Below are 22,435 nucleotides of genomic sequence, written 5' to 3' on the forward strand. Positions count from 1 at the left end.
CTGGCCTACGGCGCGCCGTCAGGCTCGCTGTTCCATAGCCGAAAGCAGTACCGTCAGCTGCCCCTGCGGAGATTGCGAGGGTACTCCGCGCGGTATACCTTGATGCAGCTTCGAGGATGATATTTTAGGTGTCCGTGGTGTCTTGAGGACCTGCGGCGCCGCGTGCCGCGATAGCGCGTTTTGCCACGGGCAGAAGATGGACGGCGCGCCATTGCTGTAAGCCTGTCCATCGTGAACCAGGTGCGGTGATGGGACTCCTGGAACGGTCTGCAAGCTCGCTCGACACTTTCGCTGGGCACGTCGAACACGTTTGTTCGGTTGCACAGGGGGCGGCGCCTCCGCCGGGGGTGGAAGCAGTATCAAGCTCCTGGCAAAGATCAGTAAAAAAATACGGACTTGATCCAGTCGATAGCACGGCGCCGCGCATCCTTACGCCGGCTGAATTGAAGCATTTTCGCGAACCGCTGGATAAGCTCACCTTTAGTGCCCAAGAGGAGATAGATGAATTATATAGGGTGGTTCGTGAAGCTGGTTATGCCATCTTGTTCTGTGATAGCGCGGGAATCGTAGTCGCCCATCGCGGTGAAGATATGCGGGCAAGCGAGTTCAAATATTGGGGAACTTGGCTTGGGGGAGTGTGGTCCGAGGAGTTGGAGGGTACAAACGGCATCGGCACCTGCATCATAGAAGAGCGGCCTGTCACGGTCCACAGAAGCCAGCATTTTAGGTCCAGACACATTAATCTGAGCTGCTCTGGTGCGCCGATCTTCGGGGTTGATGGGCGATTGATGGCAGTGTTGGACGTCTCTGCCGTCGATCCTGAACTCTCGGAACGAGCGCACGCGCTCACTGGTGCGCTCACACTGCGATCGGCATGCGCGATAGAAGAGCGATTTTTTCGTGAGCACTTCCGTCGAGAGTGGATCGTCGCCATAGCGCCGCCGGAGAGAGGCGCTCAAGGCATGTTGCTGGCGATTGACGGCAACCAACGTATCATGGGCGCAAACCGGTTCGCGCGCACGTCCCTTATGCTCGATGATCGTGGACTCCGGGCAGGTACCAGCTTGTGGTCGATCTTCGAGCGAAACGTCGACATTTTCCGGCACCGGGACCGGACCGATTTCTCTGTGCGGTTACCGATCGCCGGCAGCAATGATAGTCGGCCCGCGCTGGTCACTCCACCCGATCGCCCTGTGACTGCCTCAAACAATCCAACGAGCCATGACCTGCACACGCGGCCGCGCCTGGGCTCGATTGATGTTTCGACCCTGCCGCCAGCACCGCAAGCATGGGGCGGATTGTCGCCGGGCGCAATGCGTCGGGTGCGGGAGTACGTGGAAGTGCATTTGGGCGAAACTATCGATCTCTCGATGCTGGCTGGAGTTGCCGGACTATCAGTGCATCATTTTGCACGACAGTTTAAGCAATCCGCCGGGGTGACGCCGCATGTCTACCTCACGCAAAAGCGCGTTGAGCGCGCCCAGGAGATGTTGGTTCGGACGGATCTTCCGTTAGCAGAAATTGCGTTCGCTGTTGGCTTTTTCGACCAGGGTCATCTAGCACGTCATTTCCGTCATTTGCTCGGTGAGACCCCTCGAGAGTTTCGGTGGTCGCAACGCTAGAAGCAAAGAACGTTTGCATCGCCGAAGATTTCGCTGAGGAGCAGGTCTGCCGTATGGCCCACCACGCCGAGCGAAGATGCGATCGAGGAATCCGATTCGGCCTGACGCCGGCCTTCACTCCGCGAGATACGCTGGACGGACCTGCAGCCCGAGCTCCTCGAGCAGCCATGGGATCTTTGAGACCTCAAGTTGTTCAGGTGGTGCATCACGATGATCACGGCTCTGCGTTCGCTGTCGGCCGTGGCGACGTCGCGGCTCACAGGAGGCGTTCTGCAGTCCTGCGGCGGAGCGTCTTCAGGTCGTTCGCGAGCACGCGAATGCCCTCGGACAGCTTCTCGGTCGCCATCGCGTCCTCGTTCATGATCCACCGGAAGGTTGTTTCGTCCATCGGACCCGCGGGGTCCAGGTGCTTAATGTCGACGGCGTCTTCGCTCACGAACCAGTGGCAGATCCCGTCTTCCGCCGTGCGAAGGGAGCGTGGCTCCACGGCGGTCGGCGCCAAGACCCGCTTGAGCTCGCCCCCCTCGGACGCAAGCGCGTCTATGAGGGCTGGCGCGATCGCCAGCCGATCGCATCCGGCCAGCGCCTCGATCTGGCCGGTGTTGCGAAATGACGCCCCCATGACGATCGTCTCGATGCCGTTCGACTTGTAGTATCCGTAAATGTCCCGCACGGACCGGACCCCTGGATCCTCGGCGGGGTCGAAGTCCTCTCCACCAGACTTCTTGTGCCAGTCATAGATGCGGCCCACGAACGGCGAGATCAGGAAGCTGCCAGCTTCGGCGCTGGCAATCGCCTGCGCCCGGTTCAACAGCAACGTCATGTTGCACTTCAGGCCCTCCCTTTGGAGGATCTCTGCAGCGCGTATTCCTTCCCACGTCGATGCGAGCTTGATGAGCAGGCGGTCGGGTCCGACGCCGCGCTGCTTGTAGGCGTCGATAATCTGGCGCGCCCTCGCGACCAATGCTCCGATATTGAACGACAGGTTGGCGTCCACCTCTGCGGACACAAAGCCTGGCACGAGTTGCAAGAGCTCGACGCCGACGGAGACTGCGAGTCGGTCGGCAGTCGCGGCGGCGACGCGTGCAGCGTCGCCGCTCAGTTTTCGTCCCCATGTCAGCGCTTCTTCGACAACATCCCTGTACTCGGGATTGTCGATAGCTTTCAGGACGATCGTTGGATTCGTCGTGCAGTCTACCGGCTTGAGACGCGCCACCGCACCGAGATCGCCCGTGTCGGCGACCACCGTTGTCATTGCGCGTAGTTGATCCAGCTTAGACACCAAGGCCTTTTCCTCTCGATGTCGGCTCAAGTCGTGCATGCACCATGCCCGCGAAACCGGTTTCCTGTCGTCGGTTCGCGGCTTTTTATGCCTCGCGCGTGGCCAGGGTCGTCGGGTTTTCTTTCGTCAAACGGGCTTTCCCGATTGCTCCTCTTCGAACGTGACCGCTACCGCCGCGTTTGCCGAGAGGCGAACCCTTTTCCCCTCGACGTCGGCGATCAGCCCGAGGTCGATGAAATGCGCGTGGCCCTTGTGCTGGCCCTCGCCGCTGTCGCCCTTGGCGAGCCTGATGCGACCGTTGGCGACACCGTCGACAGTGCCGACGTGAACACCGTCCGCGCCGATCACTTCCATGTTCTGGACGATCTTGTTCGTGGTCATCTCATCTCTCCTTGTGATTTCGCCAACTGTGGCGAAGCGAAGCGTGCTCCGCCAGCCAGAGACCCGCGAATTGCCAACGCGTGTGCGCCGGCGAAAAATTCTGGTAGCTCGCGCGGACGTGGCCCGGCGGTGTCACGCACGAACCGTCCGGGAGCACGAACTGGCCGGACATGAATGTTGCCGTTGCACTCGCCGACCGCTCCCTCGACCGCGCGGAAGTGCGGGTATTGGCGAGGGTGCGTCGCAACCCTCGTTTCACGAAGCGAAGTAAGCTGTGTCCGGCGCCGTCCACACGTCCCCGCGCCGCACTCAGGCGGCGCTTCTGCGCGGAAGCTTCCACTGCGGGCGGACGAAGTGGCAGGTGTAGCCATTCGGGTAGCGTTCCAGGTAGTCCTGGTGCTCGGGCTCGGCCTCCCAGAAATCGCCAGCGGGCGAAACCTCCGTCACCACCTTGTCCGGCCACAGCCCTGAGGCGTCCACGTCGGCGATGGTGTCCTCGGCGACGCGGCGTTGTTCCTCGCTCGTGTAGAAAATCGCCGACCTGTAGCTCGCGCCTCGGTCGTTTCCCTGCCGGTTGGGCGTCGTCGGGTCGTGGATCTGGAAGAAGAACTCCAGCAGGTCGCGGAAGCTCGTCTGACTCGGGTCGAACGTGATCTCGATCGCTTCTGCGTGCGTGCCGTGGTTGCTGTACGTGGCGTTCTTGACGTTGCCGCCCGAGTACCCGACCCGCGTTGAGACGACACCGGGCAGGCGTCGCATCAGTTGCTGCATTCCCCAAAAGCAACCCCCTGCCAGGATTGCGCGTTCTGTAGTCGCTGCCATCGTCAGGCCTCCTGCTTTGCGAAGAGCTTTGCATACGCGCCGTAACCCTCGCGCTCCAATTGGTCGCGGTGGATGAATCTCAAGGAGGCCGAGTTCATGCAGTACCTCAACCCGCCCTTGTCGCGCGGCCCATCTGGGAAAACGTGGCCAAGGTGGCTGTCGCCGTGCTTGGAGCGAACCTCCGTCCGGGCCATGCCGTGCGAGCTGTCAACGTTCTCGACGACGTTTGCAGCCTCCAGGGGCCGCGTGAAACTCGGCCATCCCGTCCCGCTGTCGAACTTGTCGAAGGATGCGAAGAGCGGCTCGCCGGAAACTACGTCGACGTAGAGGCCAGGCTCCTTGTTGTCCCAGTATTCGTTGGCGAAGGGGCGCTCGGTCCCGGCGGTCTGCGTGACGCGGTACTGCTCGGGAGTCAACTTCGAGACGGCTTCGAGGTTTTTCCTATAGATCGCCATTCGCCGTACTCCTCGTTGTTCAGCATTGAGGATACGCACCGGGTGGTCGACCGTCCAATCACCTCCGGCTATAGAAACGATGCCATGCGGATCGACACCAGGAGGTGTTTCAATCTGCCGGGACCGATTTATCGGCCCAGGCGACGGGTCTGAGACGCTCGCCCGACTATTCCTAAAGATAATTCGTCAACGACTTCCATTCCAAAGTTGAATTTTAGTTTCCCGGAACGCACGGTCACCATGCAAGAAACATACGCGGACAGGTACTGCGAGGGGCCCCCGTTGGGGGAGAACCAGAATGGACGACGAAGTTTCGAAGGGGCGCCCGGTTAGTAAGACGATCGACCCCGCCGCGGAGACCTTGAGCGGTTTTCGCACGCTGGATATCCGAACCGACCGGCTGATTTCATCATGGCTGAGAGAGGCGGGGGTTCCTGACGGCGCCCTGAAGGTGAACGAATCTGCGCCCGATTTCCTTCTCCCCGAGGCAAATGGAAAGCTCGTTTTATCTTTGGAATTGCGACAAACTGCACCGTTGATCGTCACCTTCGTTTACGGGACTTGGTCCCCATTGTGCGCAGCTGGACTACGGGTTCTTCACGGGGCCACCCCCAGAATCCGCGCTGCCGGCGCCAGAGCAATTGCCATAACGCCCGAGACTGGAGACTTGCCACGCAATCTCAAATGCGATCACCGGCTGGATCTGGAAATCCTCTCAGACCTAGATCTTGGGGTGAGCCTTTCGTTCGGCCTGGTGTCCGTGGTGCCAGCCGAGATAAAGAGCCGTCTCTTGCAGCGCGGCCTTGATCTCTCCGCTCCCCATGGCTTCTCCTTTTGGATGTTGCCAATGCCGGCCACATATGTCCTCGACCAACGAGGGATCATCCGTCGAGCGTGTGTCGGGCCGGACTCCATCACGGGAGCGACGACCGAAACCGTGCTTGCTGCCCTGTCCGAATTGGATGGGCCTAAGCCTCGCCCTTAGGCTAACCGGAAACGAGACGAGTCAATTCAAGAGGCTACGCGTGGGTAACTGCAACTGCGTCGTGGGCTTGTCCCTCGACCATCAACGACTTCGTGCCACTTTAGCAACGACGGTTGATGCCCGCGACAAGCTCGGGCGTGAGGAGGCGGGACCGGGACCTGTGATCTGGAACAAGGAGCCTGCACCTTGTGCGTCAACCTTGCGAACATTGACATTGCTTGAGGTAGGGGCAGACGCGCAGCGGAGTTTGTCCAGTGCAGTCGTCCAGTTACGAACACGAGCGACCTTGATAAAGGCGTCAAGCGCGGGCGAATACTGCCTCCCCGCCACGGCCAGAAGCTGCACCTCGCGCCGGACGGGGTCGCCCTCAATTGGCATAGCGGCGAGCGACGGCAGCCTTGGAGCGTGCTCTGGCGCCAGGATGGCCCCAAAACCGGCGGACGCCATTTCCTGAAGATGGCTTTCCTGATCGCTCCTGTGCACAACCTTAGGGCCTGGCTGGTCGGCAAAACAAGCCTGTTTGAATCGGCCGGCGACGTCGCATCCGACCCTCTCGAGAAATTCCACCTCATGCAAGTCTTTGAGCCGGATAACGGTTTGCCTCGCCATCGGATGTCTCAGAGACAGGACGAGCACGTACCGCTCCTCGAACAGCCGCCAGCGATCGATACGCTCAGGTAGCTCCACGGCGTCACCGACGAGTGCGGCATTGATCTCGCCATCCAAAAGCATCGCAATGAGCCCGTTGGCATCCGCCTCGCGCAGATCGACTCGCAGGTCAGGGATAATCCTGGCGACTTCCAGGAGCAATTCCGTAACGAGTGCGGCGGAGACTGACGGCACCAACCCGATCTTGAGCGGGGCGATTGTCTTCTTTTGATAGCCTCGCGCCTGAAGCCGTACCGCCTCGGCGGCGGCAAATATCTTCTCCAGTGTGGGCAAAACCATCTTGCCCAGCTCGGTGAGCTGGGTGAGGTGACGCTCACGGTGAATCAACGCGCCACCGAGTTCTTGCTCTAACTTTTGTACTGCCTTTGTCAGCGCCGGCTGCGTCACATTGCATTGCTCCGCAGCCCGCGTAAAATTGAGTGTCCTTGCTAGAGCTAAGAAATATCGCACCTGATAAAACTGGAGCTGCATACTCATACTCGAAAGACTTGCCCTCGTTCGGACCGTTCCAGTTCGTTGCCGTAGCAGGCAGAGCCGATTGGCAAAGCGGTTTGTCGCGGAGTTTCCGCGGAAACCGATATTGTGCGCCGGCTCGGAATTGTCGATCCGCGTCTTGCGCAAAGTGTTCTCACCGACGCTGTTTCCTATTAACGCAGCGGTTGCGTGCAACATCATAGGCGAGACCAGTCATATGTCAGGGTTTGCGTCGGGATCGGCTCGGTCGTCTTTTTCATCAAGTGCTTTTTGTTCATTAGGATCTCCTAAGGTCTCAGTTCTGAAACGTCGGAATGAGGGGCGCGGCAAGCCCACGTTCGTCAAGGAGGTTCCAGGCTTCCACCCAGGCTGTCAGGGCGCAGGCACGCACCGTGTTAGCCATAAAGCAGTACCAAGATTTGCAATTGTCCTGTCCCAAGAATAGGACATCAGCTCACCCCGAGAGTCCGAAACAAATGTCCGATCGTCCAAATCTTGCATTGCCTCGATCCGATCTCGATGTACTGATGGCAACTTTCGATGTCGAAGTCATTGGTCTTATCGAGTGTTTGGTCAGTCCAGGTTGGCGCCTGTCATTCGAGAGCGCGGACGCGCCGGCTATCCACTACAATCTTTCCGGGACCGGACGAATGATCGTGAGTGGTTTCTCCGCATTTCCTCTGGTACCTCACACCCTTGTCATCACACCGCCCAAGAAGCCGTTTCACATCGAGGTTGATGACCGCACAGCGGCCAAAACAGTGAATGTGGTCGAAGCTCAATGGGATTCCCGCTTCGGCGAGGGTATCCAGCGATTTGTCGCCGGGAACGTCGACCCGGCGGTGATGCTGATCTGCGGGTACTTTCGCGCCACCTACGGCTCGTCGATCGACCTCTTTGCTGACCTTTCCACGCCGATTGTCGAGCGCTTCGAACCCGACGACGAACTGGGGTCAAAGTTGCAGGCTGCGTTGGCAGAAATTAGCGGCCGGCAGGTTGGAATGCGGGCGATGACTACCGCCATCCTGAAGCAGGTGCTCGTCACGCTCATCCGTCGGAGTTTGAATTCGACCAGCGTTTGGCTCGAGCGCTTTTCTATCCTGAGTGACCGTCAAATCGCCCATGCGTTCGCCGATATGGTGGCGCGGCCATCGGCCGATCACTCCGTCATGGCCTTGGCGCAGAAAGCTGGCTTGAGCCGATCCGCATTCATGGCGCGGTTTGTGCGCGCAATCGGAAGTTCACCGATGGTCGCGCTCCGGCAAATGCGGATGAAGCGCGCAGCCGATATGCTCGCCGCGAAGACATTTTCAGTTGAGCAGATCGCGCGGGCGGTCGGTTATAGGAGCTGCAGCAGCTTTCTCCGTGCTTTTCGCCAAGTGCATGGATACGTCCCGGCAGAATCCGAGGGTAAGGGGCGCTCCGCGCATGGTCAGCGCGGCGGGGCAGGCGCAGCTGAGGACGAAGGCCGGGACACGTGACATTGGTGCGCCGGTCGGTGCTCAGTCGATGACCTGCTGTTATCGATTGCATGATCAAGAAACATGCCCGCCGCGGCGTGACGCGCGCTAGCTTTCGAGGCACTCCAGTGGCGAACACTGGCTGAGACGGTCGGGCGTCAGTGACGGCCCGCATCGTCACGAACCGAATAATCGTTCGCGGTCTACGGTAGGAGGATCAAATGCCGCGTATTGCCATTCCGAAACGTGAGGACGCCCCCGCGGAGTCCAAGCCGATCCTCGACAACGTTGACAAGATGCTGGGCTTCGTGCCCAACCTGCACCGCCTCATGTCGATCAGCCCTAACGCGCTCTCCGGCTGGGCTACCCTGATGGGATCGCTCACGAAGACCCTGGACGTCAAGACGAGAGACGGGATCTCGCTGGCGGTGTCGGAGGCGGACGGGTGCGACTACTGCCTGGCCGCGCACAGCTTCATCGCGGGCAACCTGGCCAAAATCCCGGCGGACGAAATCGGGCTGAACAGGGAGGGCCGCTCGAGCGATCCCAAGCGCCAGGCTGCGGTCGCCTTCGCGAAGGCGCTCATCGAGACGCGCGGCAAAGTTTCCGACGCCCAGTTTGCGGCGGTCAGGGATGCTGGGTGGACAGACGCCAACATCGTCGAGATGATTGCGCTGACTGCCCAGTTCCTGTTGACCAACTTCATGAACAATGCGGTGCAGACCCCGATCGATTTTCCCAAGGTCAGTCCCGCGAAGGCAGGCTAACGCGAGGCACCTTCCTTTGGAGAGGGGAGGGCTGGTGAATCCGATGTCTCGACGATGCCCGCGGCCTGGTGTCAAGCGCGTCTACCAGCCGCCCGAGGCCTCGGACGGCATGAGGGGCGCTCGTCGACCGCATCTGGCCGCGCGGGCTCACGAAGGAGCATGCCAGCGTTGACGGGTGGAAGGACATCGCCCCGAGCGCAAGCCTCAGGACCTGGTTTGGCCATGACCCGACGCGAGTTTCACAGGCGATACTTCGAGGAACTCCGCGCCAATCACGCCGCAGTCGCGCACCTGACGGATCTTGTATCGACGGGCGAAGTCACGCTGCTCTTCGGCGCGCACGATACCGAGCGCAACAACGCCGTGGCGCTCGCGGACTATCTCGCGGCACACTAGTCGGGGTCGATGTACGGGATCGAAAGCTCGCTCAAGTCGTCGTCATAGCTTGCCGCTGGCGCGACGTCGACGTTATCGTTCGTGCGGATGTCGGCGCTAAGGCCGAGCGTCCGCCCGACGGGACACATGTTCGCAGCCTGCATCAGTTGCGCGCGCGCCTCGTTGCCAAGGTTTCCTTCGAGCCTGATGGAGCGCTCGAAGGAATCGCGGCCGCCATCCCCGCCATGGTGGTACGACACGGCTACCTCGACGTGGGATAACGGGATTCTCCGCCTTCGCGCCTGCAGCCGTATCGTCATCGCTGTGCACGCGGCGAGCGAAGCGCTTAACAACTCGTAGGGGTTAGCTGCCGCCGCCGTGCCGCCCCTGCCGTCGGGGCCGCCGATCGAAAACACCGATGCGCCGGCACGGCCGTTAAGGGTGCCAGGACCGTCAAGGTCCCCGGCCACCTCAGCCTGTGGGCGAGGGGCTCTATCGTCGTTCGAATTCGTCATCGTGCTTTCCGGAGCGGTGTCAGGCGTGGAGGGTCTCGCCGCCTTTGGCGTCTGCGTAGTACTGAGGCGCCTCGCGACGGTCGTATTTCCCGTAGTCGCGCACGATCCGCACTCTACGGACCCTTGCCTTATCATTCGGCCCGGAAGCGTCCTCGTAGGCCTGCGCTGCATCGGCGTCCTTCCAGGACACGAGGAGAATCAGCTCGCCGGGCGTAAGTATGGCGTCGAAGACGTCCCAGGACGTGCTGTCGGCGGCCCACGGATTCAAGCCGAGCCACTCGGCGCAATCGTAAGGGTTGTTGGTCTGCTTCCACTCCGCGGGGCGAGTCGCGTTGATCAGCGTGACCGTCGTTCCGTCTCCGACTTCGGTCTCGTCGAGCCTCTGCTCCGTGAGGGCGTACCCCGGAGGCACTTGATTGTCAGCAGTGATCTGGCCGACTCGCAGGTGGTAGTCAGCGAGGATTTCGTCGCGGCCCTTCTGCTGAACCTCGTGATGGCGCATGCGGGTGCGCCAGCGGACGAGCGACTTTTCGTCCCGCCAGTTCGAAACCGAAAGGATCCAGCCCTCGCGGGTCAGGCTCTTGTAGCGGACGTTGTCGACGAAGCCCTCGACCTGCTCCAGATCGGGGCGCAGCATCTTGGCGTTGTCGAGGTAGTCATTGCAGTTCACTTTATTGGGGAGGACTTCAAAAATCACTGAAAACATGTTCGTATCCCGCTCTTAGAGTGTGCGACGCAGTCGATTTCGATGTCGAATTGCCCAAGCTAGGCGCGCTCTTCACGGCAGAAGACCTTCAAGCTGTCATCATCGATCGTTTTGGCCAGCATCCACGCGGCTCCCGTTTCGTTCGCTGTTGCGTCTTCTTGCATTCGGCGCGACCGTGATCGCCACAGGCCGCGCGGATAATCTGGCCTTTGCGAAAACTATCCTCTCGCAAAGCGAGAGGAGTCGTCTCTCAAGCGCCGTAGCGTTCGGTCTTGATCGCCCTCGCTTCCAGTCCCAAGGCGAGGGCGGCGTCCGCCGCGATGTCGACGAAGGCGTTCGACCCGCACACGAAGGCGCAGCCGGGAGACATAGGCAGCCGTGCCGCGACGTCAGCGACCATTCTGGCGTCGATCCGCCTGCTGAAGTCGGTGCGGCGCGTCGCAGGCTCGCGTGTCAGCGCCAAGGCGAGCGCGAAATCGGGAAGCGAGCTCTCGAGCTCGAGGAGTTCGTCCCTGAACAGCACGTCACCCCAGGTCCTGGAGGAGAGCGACAGCGCGACAGGCACCGGCTCGCCGCTGGCCTTCCGATACCGGATCATGGCCATGAGCGGCACGACGCCGGAGCCGGCGCCGATCAAGAGCACTGGCTTGTTGGAAGGCCCCGGCCAGAGAAAGTGTCCGCCGAGCGGCCCGCGAAGCTCGATCATGTCGCCTACTTGGGCGACGTCGTGGAAGAACGGGGAGACCTCGCCGTCCGGGAGGCGCTCGATCGCCAGCTCGATCACCTCGGAATCGCTCGGGGCCGAGGCGATCGAGTAGCTGCGCATGGCAGTGTAGCCGTTGGGCGCGGTCAGCCGCACGTCAACATGCTGTCCGGCCGTATGGTCGAACGTTTCGGAGAGGCGGAGAAAGAAGCTTTTGATAGCCGGCGTCCTCGTCGCAATCTTGACAATCGCGCAGCTCTGCCATTGCGCGGTTGCGGCAATCGCTTCAGTCATTCGTGTATCGCTGCTCATGCCACGGATCGCCGTACATGTGGTACCCTCGCAACTCCCAGAAGCCGGCCTCGTCACGCTCCGTGAACTGAAGCCCGTTCACCCACTTCGCCGACTTCCAGAAGTAGAGATGTGGCACGAGCAGGCGCGCCGGTCCCCCGTGGTCGCGCGGCAGCGGCTGGCCTTCGTATTTGAGCGCGACCATAGCCTTCCCCGTCGTGAGGTCCGCGAGTGGCACGTTGGTGGAGTATCCGTCGTAGCAATGTGCGAGCGCAAAAGGAGTGGGTGCGGTAAGGCCAGCGTCGGCGAGGATGTCGTCGACGGCCACGCCCTCCCAGGCGGTGTTGAGCTTCGACCACGAGGTCACACAGTGGATGTCTCGCGTCATCCTGGTTCGAGGGAGCGCGTTGAACTCCGACCAGCTCCACGCTTTGGCCGGACGAGGGCCGACCTTTAGCGTGAAAGTCCAGTCCGCGGGCTCGATCTGCGGCGTGGGGCCGGCCGTAAGCACCGGGAAATTGTCGACGAGGTGCTGCCCCGGGGGAATCTGGTCCGATGGTTCGGATCCGGATTGGCGGCCTGTGAAACCGCGAGTGACCATGGTGGATTTCCTCCGTGCCGGCGCGTGACATCAATCATCCGGCGGTCGCGAGCGGTCGGCGCCCGGACCCGCGCGCGCGGTCACGAACGCCGCGCGCCGCGGTCGCCGCCCCTAGGGGAACGTCAGGCCGAAAGCGGCCGGATCGGGCTGCTCGCCTTTCCGTGGGACCAAGAAACGCTCCAGCCCACCCGGCACGAAGCTGAGCAACAGGGTCGCCTGGTCGCCGACCACCTCGATCGTATGCGGCACACCGCGGGGAAGAGCTGCGTAGGCGCCCGGTCCCACCTCGACACGGGCATCGCCGACCCGCGCGATGAGCTTGCCCTGCACCACGTAGAGCAGCTCGTCCTCGCGCGAGTGGGTGTGCAGCGGCGGCTCCTCTCCGGCCCGCACCGTCCACATGACAGCGCCATATTCGCCTCCGGACTGGCTGCTCTCCACTTTCATCTCGATGCTCGAGCCTCCGCTCGAGGTCACTGTCTCGCCGCCGTGTGGCGGCGTGAGGACCGGCTGCTGGACTGACATTTGTAGACTCCTGATTGTTGGACCCTTATTCGACTTCGCAGTGGCGGCGAAGGGTCGCCGCTCACAACGTACCGTGAAACATGGTATTCCGTGCGGCGAATGGGAAATGACGTCACGCCATGAAGTCGATAGCCGCGCGTTATGACGGCCGTCCGCCTTCCGCATCGGGCTCGCGTGCACCCAACGCCGACCGCTCCAGCAGCGCGGTTAGCGTCCTGACGGCCTCCGTTAGCTTCAGGACTTCGCGCTCACGCAGTTGGTCGATCTTCTCGTGCGGCAACTCTATCTCGTGCTCTGCCCTCACATTGATCCGGTAGTCGTTCTCCGCAGCCTTGCGATCAATGTCCTGCTGCCGGTTCTGACTCATCATGATGATCGGCGCGGCGTAGGCCGACTGGAACGAAAGCACGAGATTGAGAAGAATGAACGGGTAGGGGTCCCAGCCCCTCGTCGCGCCGACCAGGTTGCCGGTTACCCAGGCGAAAAGGATCGCACTCGGGACGATGATGAAGCTCCACGATCCCATGACGGTGGCGACCGCGTCCGCTATCCTCTGCCCAGTGTCAGGCGCGCAACCGCCGCGGGCTCATCCAGGTCCTGAAGCCGAAGCGAGCGGCGTGCTCGCCGTAGGTCGGCGAGCAGGTCGTGCTCGGCCTGTTCCATGCTGCCCTGGTCTTCCGCCTTATTTTCCACGCTACGAGGACCCGGTCCGCTCGATTGCGGGGTCGACGCGGCCAGTGCCCTGCCGCGTTCTGATCGCCTCGTTCTGCCGTGGCGGCGGTCTCCGCGATGGCGCCCCTGGTACCAGGCGCCGGCAAGCTCGTTCTCGCTCAGCTGCTGCCACGCGTCGAGCCTGGCGGTCGCCATCGCGCACTACCTGACGTCAACCCCGTTCCAGAAAGCCACGTAGTCCTTGATGTTCGCGGCCGCCGTCGACGGCTCCGGGTAGTACCACGCGGCGTCCTCGTTGGTCTTTCCGTCCACCACCAACGAGTAGTACCTCGCCGTACCCTTCCACGGACAGCGGCTCGTCCTCGAACTCCGCTGTAGGAATTCCTTGCGGATGCTCCCGGGCGGGAAGTAGTGGTTTCCCTCGACGACGACCGTCTTATCCGACTCCGCGATCATCGCGCCGTTCCAAGTCGCCGTTGTCATTTCCTGTTCCTCGTCCTGCTACGTTGTCGCGATGGCTCCGACGCTATCGCACGCCGCGGCCTCCGCGAAATAACGATCGGGAATGGATTGCATAGCGCTACGCTTCGCCGGGCCACTCCAGTGTGACGCAAGTGCCCCGGCCGGTGGCTGAAGCGGTTGTCCGCCGGCGTGCGCGTCGTGGTTATGCGGGCGCGCTCGCCACCTCCGAAAGCGTTGCATGCAGCATGCCCTTCTAGGGGACATCGACCGACCAGTCGCGAAGCCGCGCGACCTTGACGAAAGCGTCCAGCGCGGGCGAGTAGCGGCGCCCCTGCACAGCCAGCAGCCGCACCTCCCGCGAAACCGGGGCGCCTTCGAGCGGAATGGTCTTGAGCGTCGGAAGGTGTGGCATGTGCTCGGGTGCGAGTATCACGCCGAAGCCAGCCGCGGCCATGTGCTGCAGGTGCAAGTCGTGACCGCTGCAATAGCCGAGCCGGAGCGGTTCCTCGGGGAAATACGACCGTTGGATCTTCGGGGCGACGTCGCATCCGGCGCGTTCCAGCAAGACGGTCTCGCGGAGGTCGTCGATGCCGATCGAGGGACGGTTTGCGAGCCGGTGTGTCGGCGCGAGAACCACGACGTAGCGCTCCTCGAACAGTAACCAGTCATCGATGCGGGCAGGCATGTCCTGCACGTCCCCGACCATTGCGGCGTTGATGTCCCCCTCAAGCAAGAGGTCGACGAGCTTCTCCGCTGCGCCCTCACGCAGCTCGACGTGAAGCCCAGGGACTAACTTTGCGATTTCCGCGATCGGATCGAGGACGAGCGACGCCGAGATGGAGGGGGCGAGGCCGATCTTCAGTGGCGCGACCTCCTTGCGTTGGAACTCCTGGGCTCTGCGACGCACCGCCTCTTCCGAGGCCAATGTGCGCTCCAGCATCGGAAGGACTTCCTTCCCAAGGTCCGTGAGCTGCGTCAACTGGCGCTCGCGGTAGATCAGCTGGCCGCCTAGTTCCTGCTCGAGCTTCTGCACCCCCTTGGTCAGGGCGGGCTGCGTGACATTGCACTGCTCGGCTGCGCGGGTGAAATTGAGTGTGGACGCGACGGCGAGGAAGTAGCGAACTTGATGAAGCTCCATGGGTTGTTCTCTTTCCTTCCGGGTCGCGGTTGCGCTCCGAGTTCCCTTGGAACCAGCGGGCAGGGCGCTTATTGACTCGTGTGCGCCGCCGTAGCGAGTAAAGCCCGGCAAATCGCTCCAAATTGCTGCTAAAGAGAAGGAAGATCTCCGTCCGCGCATCCGGCAAGACTAAGGGACGGGAGGCCGCGCGTGTGGCGCACGAAGAGCTTGATCAGCCGACTTCAAGCCGAAGCCCGACGTCGGAGTCTGACAGATGGTGCAGCAGTCGCTGAACGTCGCGTACTCGGACGGTAGCTCTCAGGTGTTGTGGGAGGACGGCGAGCGCGTGTTGAGCCGTGGCTGGCGACTGGACGACAATGGCAACCGGCTTGCCGTGCTGCTTGATGCCCGTGCCATCGACCAACCGTCCCGCTCAAGACTCGATCGCCTCGCTCACGAATTGAGCTTGAAGGATGAGCTGGACGCAGCCTGGGCTGTGCGACCGCTCAAGGTGGAGCGCGGCAGCGGCCGCACCATGCTGCTGGTGCTCGAGGATCCGGGCGGCGAGCCGCTCGCTAGGCTGCTCGGGTCACCGATGGATGTGGGAGGCTTCTTGGCCCTCGCGATCGGTGCTGCAACGGCTATAGGCAAGCTCCACCAGCGCGGCCTCATCCACAAGGACATCAAGCCAGCTAACATTGTGGTGCACTGCGCCGATGGACACGTACGGCTCACCGGATTTGGCATCGCATCGCGCCTGTCCCGCGAGCGGCAGGCGCCTGAGCCGCCCGAAACCATCGCCGGTACGCTCGCCTACATGGCACCCGAACAAACCGGGCGGATGAACCGCTCGATCGACGCCCGCAGCGATCTGTACGCCCTCGGCGTCACGCTGTACCAGATGCTCACGGGCGTTCTGCCCTTAACGGCGGCCGATCCCATGGAGTGGGTGCACTGCCATATTGCCAGAAAGCCGATGCCGCCAAGGGAGCGGTTGGAGATTGTCCCGGCGCCCGTCTCGGCGATCATCATGAAACTGCTCGCCAAGACACCCGAGGATCGTTACCAGACCGCCGGCGGTATCGAGCGCGATCTGCGACGCTGCCTGGCGGAATGGGAAGCGCGCCGCCGCATCGATGACTTCCCGCTGGGCCTGCAGGACACGCCGAATGAGCTGCTGATCCCCGAAAAGCTGTACGGACGAGATCGTGAGATCGCGACGTTGCTTTCGTGCTTCGATCGCATCATCAAGACCGGTATGCCGGAGTTGGTGCTGGTCTCAGGATATTCCGGCATCGGCAAGTCCTCAGTCGTCGATGAACTACACATGGCGCTCGTGCCGCAGCGCAGCCTGTTCGCGTCTGGCAAATTCGACCAGTACAAGCGCGATATTCCTTACGCGACACTGGTGCAGGCTTTTCAAAGTCTCGTCCGGTCTCTCCTCAGCAAGGGCGACACCGAGTTGGCAAGCTGGCGGCACGTGCTTTTAGAGGCGCTTGGATCGAACGGGCGACTCATGATCGACCTCATACCCGAACTCAAGCTAGTCATCGGAGACCAGCCACCGGTTCCTGAGTTGCCGCCACAGCAGGCACAAAGCCGTTTTCGACTCGTATTTCGGCGCTTCATTGGCGCACTTGCCCGCTCGAACCGGCCACTGGCGCTCTTCCTCGACGACCTGCAGTGGGTCGACGCGGCGACGCTTGATCTGCTGGAGGACCTGTTGCGGCCAGATTCGGAGCACCTCATGCTTATCGGTGCCTATCGCGACAACGAAGTCACTGCGGCCCATCCGCTAACGAGAAAACTCGACGCCATCAAGACCGCTGGCGGAAAGGTCGCGGAGATCAAGCTGTCGCCGCTCGCCCAAGAGCACCTTGGGCAGTTGGTTGCGGACGCACTTCGCTGCGAGTTAGAGCGCGCAAAGCCGCTTGCGAAGCTGGTACAACTGAAGACCGGCGGAAATCCGTTTTTCGCCGTTCAGTTCCTGTCTTCGCTCGTCGAGGAAGGACTACTCAAATTCGATCATGATGGCGCGCGCTGGTCCTGGGATATCGACCGCATTGAAGCCAAGGGCTACACCGATAATGTCGCTGATCTTATGGTCGGGAAGCTAACCCGCCTGCCGACCGAGGCGCAGAATGCATTGCAGCAGCTGGCTTGTCTTGGAAACATTGCCGAGAGCACAGTCCTTTCGATGGTACTCGGGATTTCGGAGGAGCAACTCGATACGAGTCTATGGCCGGCCCTCCATCAGGAGTTGGTCGAGCGTGTGGCAGGCGCTTATCGGTTCGTCCACGATCGCGTTCAGGAGGCCGCCTATGGGCTGATCCCGGAGCAGCTGCGCGGCGAGGCGCACCTCCGGATAGGGAGACTGCTCGCGGCACGGACATCTCCGGAGAAGCGAGACGAAGCGACCTTTGAAATTGTTAATCAGCTCAACCGAGGTCTTGGTTTGATCACATCGGTCGATGAACGCGAGCAGGCCGCGGAATGGAACTTGGCAGCAGGCCGGCGCGCCAAAGCATCGGCTGCCTACGTTTCGGCGCTCAGTTACTTTATCACCGGTCGAGGCCTATTGGCGGAGGGGTGCTGGGAGCACCGGCGGGAGCTCATCTTCGCACTCGACCTCCATCGCGCCGAATGCGAGCTCTTGACTGGCGCGCTCTCGGACGCAGAAAACCACTTGGCAGCATTATCTGCTCGCGTCACGGATATGGCTGATCGGGCGGGTGTGGCACGCCTCGGAATCGACCTTTACCTCACGCTCAATCAGCCCAGCCGCTCGGTCGCCGTCGGTCTCGAGTACCTAAGGTACCTCGGCATCAGCTGGTCGCCGCATCCGACGGATGAGGAGGCGCGCCAAGCGTATCAGCGTGTCTGGTCGGAGCTCGGCCAGCGCGCGACCGAGGAGCTGATCGCCCTTCCCTTGATGACCGACCCGGCATCCCTCGCCGAGCTAGATGTCCTGAACCGGCTCTCTTCGCCGGCGCAATACACCGACCTCAACCTCTACACGCTCGTCGTCTGCCAAATGCTGCGTCTTACCTTGGATCGTGGCAACAGCGACGCGTCTGCCGTCGCCTATGGTCGGCTTGGAATGATCGCCGGGCTGCGGTTCGGCGATTACGAGGGCGCGTACCGCGTCGGGCAACTCGCTTGTGAGCTCGTCGAGCAGCGTGGACTATGGCGTTTCCAGGCGGGTGTATATCTGAACTTCGGAAATATGGTCATGCCTTGGACAAGGGATATCAGAACATGCTGTGAACTCATCGGCCGCGCATTTGATGCGGCGCAGAAAACCGGCGACCTCGTGTATGCAGGGATCTGCTCCGGGCTGAGGGTCCTGAATCTTCTTGCGGTCGGTGATGCGCTTGCCGACATCGAACGTGAAGCTGAAAGGGTACACTTGGGCCACATACAGCTTGGCACAAACCTTGAAATCGTCGGTGTGGCACTCGCTATCGTGCGAATGCTGCGCGGCGCAACGGCAAGATTCGGCTCCTTGGATGGCGGGCAGTTTGATGAGCAGCGAATCGAACGCGATTTCGCGAACACTTCGGACGTGACGGCCGCCCAATGCTTGTATTGGATCTGCAAGTTGCAGGCCCGCTTTTTGGCTGGTGACTATGCGACGGCGGTTGATGCTGCATCGAAGGCGCAGCCGCTTCTGAGCATGTCCCTCACGATCATGGAGGCGGCCGACTATCACTTCTACGGCGCCTTGTCGTACGCGGCGTTTTGCGATTCGATGCCCGCCAGCCAGCGGACGCCGTCTCTGGAGGCCTTGGCCCCTCATCACCGTCAGCTCGCCAGCTGGGCCGCAGCCTGTCCGGAAAACTTCGAGAACCGCGCTGCGTTGGTTGATGCGGAGATTGCCAGGATTGATGGCCGCGCGTTCGATGCCATGAACTTTTACGAACAAGCCATCCTTTCGTCACGGGCAAACGGCTTTGTCCACAACGAGGCGCTCGCCAATGAGTTGGCGGCGCGCTTTTACACCGCGTGCGGCTTCGAGCAAATCGCGCACCTGTATCTGCGAAACGCCCGCGACTGCTATCTGCGCTGGGGCGCGGACGGCAAGGTGCGCCAACTGGATGCGATGTATCCGCGCCTCAGGATGGAAGAGCCCGCACCTGCTTCGACAAACACGATCGCAGCGTGTGTCGAGCAACTCGACCTCGCAACGGTGATCAAGGTGTCGCAGGCCGTCTCGGCCGAGATCGTGCTGGAGAAGCTGCTCGAAATGCTTATGCGCACGGCGCTCGAACAGGCTGGCGCCGAACGAGGCTTGTTGCTTCTTTCACGCGGAGCTGAGCAACGGATCGCCGCCGAAGCCACGACGGACGGCGATTCGGTGACCGTGCATCTGCGCGACGAGGAGGTGGCTGCGACAGTGCTGCCGGAGTCGGTGATCCACTATGTTCTGCGCACCCGGGAAAGCGTTATTCTCGACGACGCGTCATCTCGCAATCCATATTCTGACGATCACTACATCGTTGAGAATCATCTCCGTTCTATTCTCTGTTTTCCGTTAATCAACCAGGGAAGGCTTACGGGCATCCTCTACCTGGAGAACAATCTGACGCCCATGGCCTTTACGCCCGACCGCGTCGCCCTGTTGACGGTGCTTGCGTCGCAGGCGGCGATCTCACTCGAAAATTCGCGGCTTTATCGCGACGTCGCAGACCGCGAAGGGAAGATTCGGCGTTTGGTCGACGCGAACATCATTGGGATCATCATTGCCGACCGCGAAGGTCGAATTCTCGAGGCCAATGACGCGTTTCTCCGTATCGTGGGATATGACCGTGAAGACCTGGTTTCGGGCCGCGTGCGCTGGACCGAGCTGTCGCCGCCGGAATGGCGCGAGCGCGACATGTTGACTCGGGCGGAACTGAACTCAACCGGGATAGTTCAGCCCTTCGAGAAGGAGTATATTCGGAAAGACGGCAGCCGCGTTCCTGTGCTTATTGGCGTCGCTCTGTTCAGAGAAGGAGGCGACGAGGGCCTAGCATTCGTGCTCGATTTGACAGAGCGCAAGCGTGCGGAGGACCGCCTCCGCGTGCAGCACACCGTCGCGCAGGTCTTGGCGGAAGCGGCCACGATCGAGGAGGTCACTCCGAGAATACTGCGGGCCATGGGCGAGTGTCTGGGATGGGACGTAGGCGCGCTCTGGCGTGTGGACCGGGAGGCCGAGGCGCTGCGCTGTGTCGAGCTTTGGCATAAAGCGTCGATAGAAATCCCCGAATTTGAAAGAGCCGATTGGCAGTTCACCTTCAATCCGGGGGTGGGACTACCGGGCCGGGTGTGGTCCAGCCTTAAGCCCGTATACATTCCGGATGTCGTTCCTGATAAAAATTTGCCGCGCGGACCCATCGCCGAACGCGAAGGACTACACGCGGCCATCGGCTTTCCTATCCTGCTCGGGAGCGAAGTCTTGGGCGTGATCGAGTTTTTCAGCCGCGAGATCAAGCAACCCGATCAAGAGCTGCTCGACATGGTGGCCACCATCGGCAGCCAGATCGGTCAGTTCATTGAACGCAAGCGCGCCGAGGAAGCTCTGATGCGAAGTAAGGATTATTTGGCCGAAGCGCAGAAGCTGACGCATACAGGCAGTTGGGCTTGGGATCCCCGCACGGAACAGGTGCTGTATTGTTCCGAGGAAATGTTCCACATTTACGGCCTGGATCCACGGTCGAGCCTACCTTCTCGAGAAAATTTTCGACTGCAGATCCACCCCGAGGACCGCGAGTGGGTAAAGGAGAGATTTGAGGAGTCGCTTCGCAAAAAAACTGACACCTATGCCGAGTACAGGGTTGTGCTGCCAGACGGAACAGTTAGGCACATCAGTGCCTCAGGTCATCCGGTTCTCAACGAAGACGGCGAGCTCATCCAGTTTGTCGGTACCGCTGTAGATGTGACAAAGCGCAAACAAGCTGAGGAATCATTGCGGGAAAGCGAGGCGAATCTCGCCCACATGAACCGCGTGAGCACGATGGGAGAGTTAGCAGCCTCGCTGTCGCACGAAATCGCGCAACCGATCGCCAGCGCACGTAACAACGCGCGGGCGGCCCAGAATTTTCTGAAGATGCAGTCGCCGGACCTAGGTGAGGTAAGGGAAGCACTTTCCTGTGTCGTCGGAGATGCTGATCGGGCAGGAGAAATCATCGATCGCATCCGAGAGCAAATCAAGAAAGCGCCGCCGCGAAAAGAGTGCTTTGACCTCAACGTGGCAATCAACGAAGTGATCGTATTGGCTCGAAGCGTGACCCTCAGGAATGGCGTTTCGGTCCAGGCCCGGCTTGCAGAGGGGCTAGTTTCGGTTCTGGGGGATCGCGTTCAGCTGCAACAGGTCTTGCTGAATCTGATTCTGAATGCGGCTGAAGCAATGGGTTCGATGGAGGAGGGGGCGAGAGAGTTGTTGATCAGCGCAGAGGAAGGCCAAGCAGGCGCCGTCGTGGCCGTGCGCGATTCTGGGCCGGGCATTGATCCGGAACATCTCGACCGGGTCTTTGACGCCTTCTACACCACGAAGTCCAATGGAACCGGCATGGGGCTGTCGATCTGCCGGTCTATCATCCGCGCTCATGGCGGCAAGCTATGGGCGGAGGCGAACGAACCCCGCGGCGCCGTGTTCCAGTTCACACTGCCGAGGGCGGAACGGGAGCTCACGACCCCTTCTCAGGCGAGCCTGCCGACCTGAGAGCCGCGCAAACACATCGTGTGAGATGGTCCTCATCCACCGGCTTACGCAGGTAACACAAGACCCCATCGTTCAGGGCGCAAGCCCGATCAGCATCATTGGGAAAGGCCGTCACGAGGATTGTCGGTATCGCGTTGCCCGTGTCGACAAGATGCCGGTGGAGTTCGAGCCCGGTCATAGCAGGCATATGGATGTCGGCGATCAGGCAAGCTGTTTCGGTAAGCCGCGGGGAGGCGAGAAAATCCGCCGCAGACGCGAAAATTTCGACCGTATAACCCAGCGATCTCATGAGCCTGTACATGGACTCACGAAGGAACCGATCATCTTCGACGACCGAAACTAGTACCTTCTTCATCATACCGCCCATGGCCGTTCGCTGGACGCGTCTGCGGGCAGATAACTATCCAATTATAGTAACACTCACATTGCTTGATATCTGAGAGAATGCCACCAGTGTGCCGCCTGTGCCCCGTAAACTTTGGTTTATCTGGACGATGATTGCGAAGCCTATCCGGCATGACTTGCAAATCGAGGCTTTCGCCGGACGAAAGCAGTCGCGGGATCGTAGCGGGCGAACTCTAGGACTCGCCCGAGCGCCCTAAGCCTTCGTATCACCGTCCCGCCCCCCTTGGATGTCCGAGCTCAACCTGCGCTCAATTGAGCCGTTGGTGACAATCCTCTTAGTTTTAGTGCATCCGAAATGCGCACAGGCCAAGAGGAGAAAACAATGCCTTACCACTTGAAAAGCCACGGGTCTGACAAGGCCATGCGATGCGCGGTCTGTGGGGGCAAGTTTGGTCTCGTCCGCCATTATTCGTGGCGAACGCCGCTTTGCTCCAGGAAGTGCG

The 22,435-nt window shown here is 61.1% G+C and carries 19 protein-coding genes and 1 pseudogene; 6 read left to right on the forward strand and 14 right to left on the reverse strand.

Annotated elements, in window-relative coordinates; genetic code table 11:
* Positions 1-347: 347 nt before the first annotated feature.
* Entirely contained in the window at positions 348-1,622 is a 1,275-nt protein-coding gene (locus ACVW1B_RS10505; RefSeq protein WP_456821591.1) for a helix-turn-helix domain-containing protein, read from the forward strand.
* A gap of 256 nt (positions 1,623-1,878) precedes the next feature.
* On the opposite strand, the gene ACVW1B_RS10510 is transcribed toward ACVW1B_RS10505, so the two are convergent.
* The 4 genes from ACVW1B_RS10510 to msrB all read right to left on the reverse strand — a co-directional run bounded on the left by ACVW1B_RS10510 (position 1,879) and on the right by msrB (position 4,562).
* Entirely contained in the window at positions 1,879-2,907 is a 1,029-nt protein-coding gene (locus ACVW1B_RS10510) for a transaldolase (RefSeq protein WP_456781921.1), read from the reverse strand.
* Between the two features lie 123 nt (positions 2,908-3,030).
* Positions 3,031-3,285: a DUF2171 domain-containing protein gene (locus ACVW1B_RS10515; RefSeq protein ID WP_456780799.1), complete on the reverse strand. Its 255-nt coding sequence runs from the start codon at positions 3,283-3,285 to the stop codon at positions 3,031-3,033.
* Positions 3,286-3,594: 309 nt separating this feature from the next.
* Positions 3,595-4,107 carry a peptide-methionine (S)-S-oxide reductase MsrA gene (gene msrA, locus ACVW1B_RS10520; RefSeq protein WP_456780798.1) on the reverse strand — a complete coding sequence of 171 codons (513 nt, stop codon included), beginning with the start codon at positions 4,105-4,107 and terminating at the stop codon, positions 3,595-3,597.
* Positions 4,108-4,109: 2 nt separating this feature from the next.
* The gene (gene msrB / locus ACVW1B_RS10525; protein ID WP_456780797.1) at positions 4,110-4,562 is read right to left on the reverse strand and encodes a peptide-methionine (R)-S-oxide reductase MsrB; all 453 of its coding nucleotides are present in this window, start codon (positions 4,560-4,562) and stop codon (positions 4,110-4,112) included.
* 298 nt (positions 4,563-4,860) lie between these two features.
* Between msrB and ACVW1B_RS10530 the strand changes: the two genes are divergently transcribed.
* Positions 4,861-5,547, forward strand: a complete 687-nt coding sequence (locus ACVW1B_RS10530) for a redoxin domain-containing protein (RefSeq protein ID WP_456780796.1) — start codon at positions 4,861-4,863, stop codon at positions 5,545-5,547.
* 81 nt (positions 5,548-5,628) lie between these two features.
* Here ACVW1B_RS10530 and ACVW1B_RS10535 read toward each other — a convergent pair whose 3' ends face one another.
* Positions 5,629-6,687: a LysR family transcriptional regulator gene (locus tag ACVW1B_RS10535; RefSeq protein WP_456780795.1), complete on the reverse strand. Its 1,059-nt coding sequence runs from the start codon at positions 6,685-6,687 to the stop codon at positions 5,629-5,631.
* Positions 6,688-7,166: 479 nt separating this feature from the next.
* On the opposite strand from ACVW1B_RS10535, the gene ACVW1B_RS10540 reads away from it, so the two are divergent.
* From ACVW1B_RS10540 to ACVW1B_RS10550, 3 genes and pseudogenes are all read left to right on the forward strand, one after another.
* A complete protein-coding gene (locus ACVW1B_RS10540; protein WP_456780794.1) occupies positions 7,167-8,171 on the forward strand; it encodes a helix-turn-helix domain-containing protein in 1,005 nt (334 codons plus the stop codon).
* Between the two features lie 200 nt (positions 8,172-8,371).
* A complete protein-coding gene (locus ACVW1B_RS10545) occupies positions 8,372-8,917 on the forward strand; it encodes a carboxymuconolactone decarboxylase family protein (protein WP_456780793.1) in 546 nt (181 codons plus the stop codon).
* Between the two features lie 43 nt (positions 8,918-8,960).
* Positions 8,961-9,313, forward strand: a pseudogene (locus tag ACVW1B_RS10550) (DUF488 domain-containing protein).
* On the opposite strand, the gene ACVW1B_RS10555 reads toward ACVW1B_RS10550, so the two are convergent.
* The 8 genes from ACVW1B_RS10555 to ACVW1B_RS10590 form a co-directional block, all read right to left on the reverse strand.
* A complete protein-coding gene (locus tag ACVW1B_RS10555; protein ID WP_456780792.1) occupies positions 9,310-9,807 on the reverse strand; it encodes an OsmC family protein in 498 nt (165 codons plus the stop codon). The pseudogene ACVW1B_RS10550 and the gene ACVW1B_RS10555 sit on opposite strands and share 4 nt — an antisense overlap.
* A 19-nt stretch (positions 9,808-9,826) precedes the next feature.
* A complete protein-coding gene (locus tag ACVW1B_RS10560; protein ID WP_456780791.1) occupies positions 9,827-10,513 on the reverse strand; it encodes an antibiotic biosynthesis monooxygenase family protein in 687 nt (228 codons plus the stop codon).
* 250 nt (positions 10,514-10,763) lie between these two features.
* On the reverse strand, positions 10,764-11,510 hold the full coding sequence (locus ACVW1B_RS10565; RefSeq protein ID WP_456780790.1) for a ferredoxin reductase: 747 nt from the start codon (positions 11,508-11,510) through the stop codon (positions 10,764-10,766).
* Complete coding sequence (locus ACVW1B_RS10570; protein WP_456821592.1) at positions 11,503-12,108, reverse strand: sulfite oxidase-like oxidoreductase; 606 nt, start codon at positions 12,106-12,108, stop codon at positions 11,503-11,505. Before ACVW1B_RS10570 ends, ACVW1B_RS10565 begins: the two co-directional genes overlap by 8 nt.
* Before the next feature lie 111 nt (positions 12,109-12,219).
* A complete protein-coding gene (locus tag ACVW1B_RS10575; protein ID WP_456780788.1) occupies positions 12,220-12,633 on the reverse strand; it encodes a cupin domain-containing protein in 414 nt (137 codons plus the stop codon).
* Positions 12,634-12,772: 139 nt separating this feature from the next.
* Entirely contained in the window at positions 12,773-13,159 is a 387-nt protein-coding gene (locus ACVW1B_RS10580) for a DUF1003 domain-containing protein (RefSeq protein WP_456780787.1), read from the reverse strand.
* 347 nt (positions 13,160-13,506) lie between these two features.
* Positions 13,507-13,788 (reverse strand): DUF427 domain-containing protein, encoded by a 282-nt coding sequence (locus ACVW1B_RS10585; RefSeq protein WP_456780786.1) that lies wholly within the window; start codon positions 13,786-13,788, stop codon positions 13,507-13,509.
* Positions 13,789-14,020: 232 nt separating this feature from the next.
* Positions 14,021-14,905 carry a LysR family transcriptional regulator gene (locus ACVW1B_RS10590; RefSeq protein WP_456780785.1) on the reverse strand — a complete coding sequence of 295 codons (885 nt, stop codon included), beginning with the start codon at positions 14,903-14,905 and terminating at the stop codon, positions 14,021-14,023.
* Between the two features lie 253 nt (positions 14,906-15,158).
* On the opposite strand from ACVW1B_RS10590, the gene ACVW1B_RS10595 reads away from it, so the two are divergent.
* Positions 15,159-21,587 (forward strand): AAA family ATPase, encoded by a 6,429-nt coding sequence (locus tag ACVW1B_RS10595; RefSeq protein WP_456821593.1) that lies wholly within the window; start codon positions 15,159-15,161, stop codon positions 21,585-21,587.
* Here the strand turns inward: ACVW1B_RS10595 and ACVW1B_RS10600 are convergent.
* Positions 21,553-21,954 (reverse strand): response regulator transcription factor, encoded by a 402-nt coding sequence (locus tag ACVW1B_RS10600; RefSeq protein WP_456792123.1) that lies wholly within the window; start codon positions 21,952-21,954, stop codon positions 21,553-21,555. The two genes, ACVW1B_RS10595 and ACVW1B_RS10600, sit on opposite strands and share 35 nt — an antisense overlap.
* Positions 21,955-22,435: the final 481 nt, after the last annotated feature.

This window comes from Bradyrhizobium sp. USDA 4502, from assembly GCF_054063355.1.

Excerpts from the sequence above, each read along its gene's own strand:
- ACVW1B_RS10570 (WP_456821592.1), bottom strand. The coding sequence starts at position 12,108 with ATGGTCACTCGCGGTTTCACAGGCCGCCAATCCGGATCCGAACCATCG.
- msrA (WP_456780798.1), bottom strand. The coding sequence starts at position 4,107 with ATGGCAGCGACTACAGAACGCGCAATCCTGGCAGGGGGTTGCTTTTGG.
- ACVW1B_RS10535 (WP_456780795.1), bottom strand. The coding sequence starts at position 6,687 with ATGCAGCTCCAGTTTTATCAGGTGCGATATTTCTTAGCTCTAGCAAGG.
- ACVW1B_RS10590 (WP_456780785.1), bottom strand. The coding sequence starts at position 14,905 with ATGGAGCTTCATCAAGTTCGCTACTTCCTCGCCGTCGCGTCCACACTC.
- ACVW1B_RS10575 (WP_456780788.1), bottom strand. The coding sequence starts at position 12,633 with ATGTCAGTCCAGCAGCCGGTCCTCACGCCGCCACACGGCGGCGAGACA.
- ACVW1B_RS10585 (WP_456780786.1), bottom strand. The coding sequence starts at position 13,788 with ATGACAACGGCGACTTGGAACGGCGCGATGATCGCGGAGTCGGATAAG.
- ACVW1B_RS10530 (WP_456780796.1), top strand. The coding sequence starts at position 4,861 with ATGGACGACGAAGTTTCGAAGGGGCGCCCGGTTAGTAAGACGATCGAC.
- ACVW1B_RS10555 (WP_456780792.1), bottom strand. The coding sequence starts at position 9,807 with ATGACGAATTCGAACGACGATAGAGCCCCTCGCCCACAGGCTGAGGTG.
- ACVW1B_RS10560 (WP_456780791.1), bottom strand. The coding sequence starts at position 10,513 with ATGTTTTCAGTGATTTTTGAAGTCCTCCCCAATAAAGTGAACTGCAAT.
- ACVW1B_RS10545 (WP_456780793.1), top strand. The coding sequence starts at position 8,372 with ATGCCGCGTATTGCCATTCCGAAACGTGAGGACGCCCCCGCGGAGTCC.
- ACVW1B_RS10580 (WP_456780787.1), bottom strand. The coding sequence starts at position 13,159 with ATGGGATCGTGGAGCTTCATCATCGTCCCGAGTGCGATCCTTTTCGCC.
- ACVW1B_RS10515 (WP_456780799.1), bottom strand. The coding sequence starts at position 3,285 with ATGACCACGAACAAGATCGTCCAGAACATGGAAGTGATCGGCGCGGAC.
- ACVW1B_RS10565 (WP_456780790.1), bottom strand. The coding sequence starts at position 11,510 with ATGACTGAAGCGATTGCCGCAACCGCGCAATGGCAGAGCTGCGCGATT.
- ACVW1B_RS10595 (WP_456821593.1), top strand. The coding sequence starts at position 15,159 with ATGGTGCAGCAGTCGCTGAACGTCGCGTACTCGGACGGTAGCTCTCAG.
- msrB (WP_456780797.1), bottom strand. The coding sequence starts at position 4,562 with ATGGCGATCTATAGGAAAAACCTCGAAGCCGTCTCGAAGTTGACTCCC.
- ACVW1B_RS10600 (WP_456792123.1), bottom strand. The coding sequence starts at position 21,954 with ATGGGCGGTATGATGAAGAAGGTACTAGTTTCGGTCGTCGAAGATGAT.
- ACVW1B_RS10540 (WP_456780794.1), top strand. The coding sequence starts at position 7,167 with ATGTCCGATCGTCCAAATCTTGCATTGCCTCGATCCGATCTCGATGTA.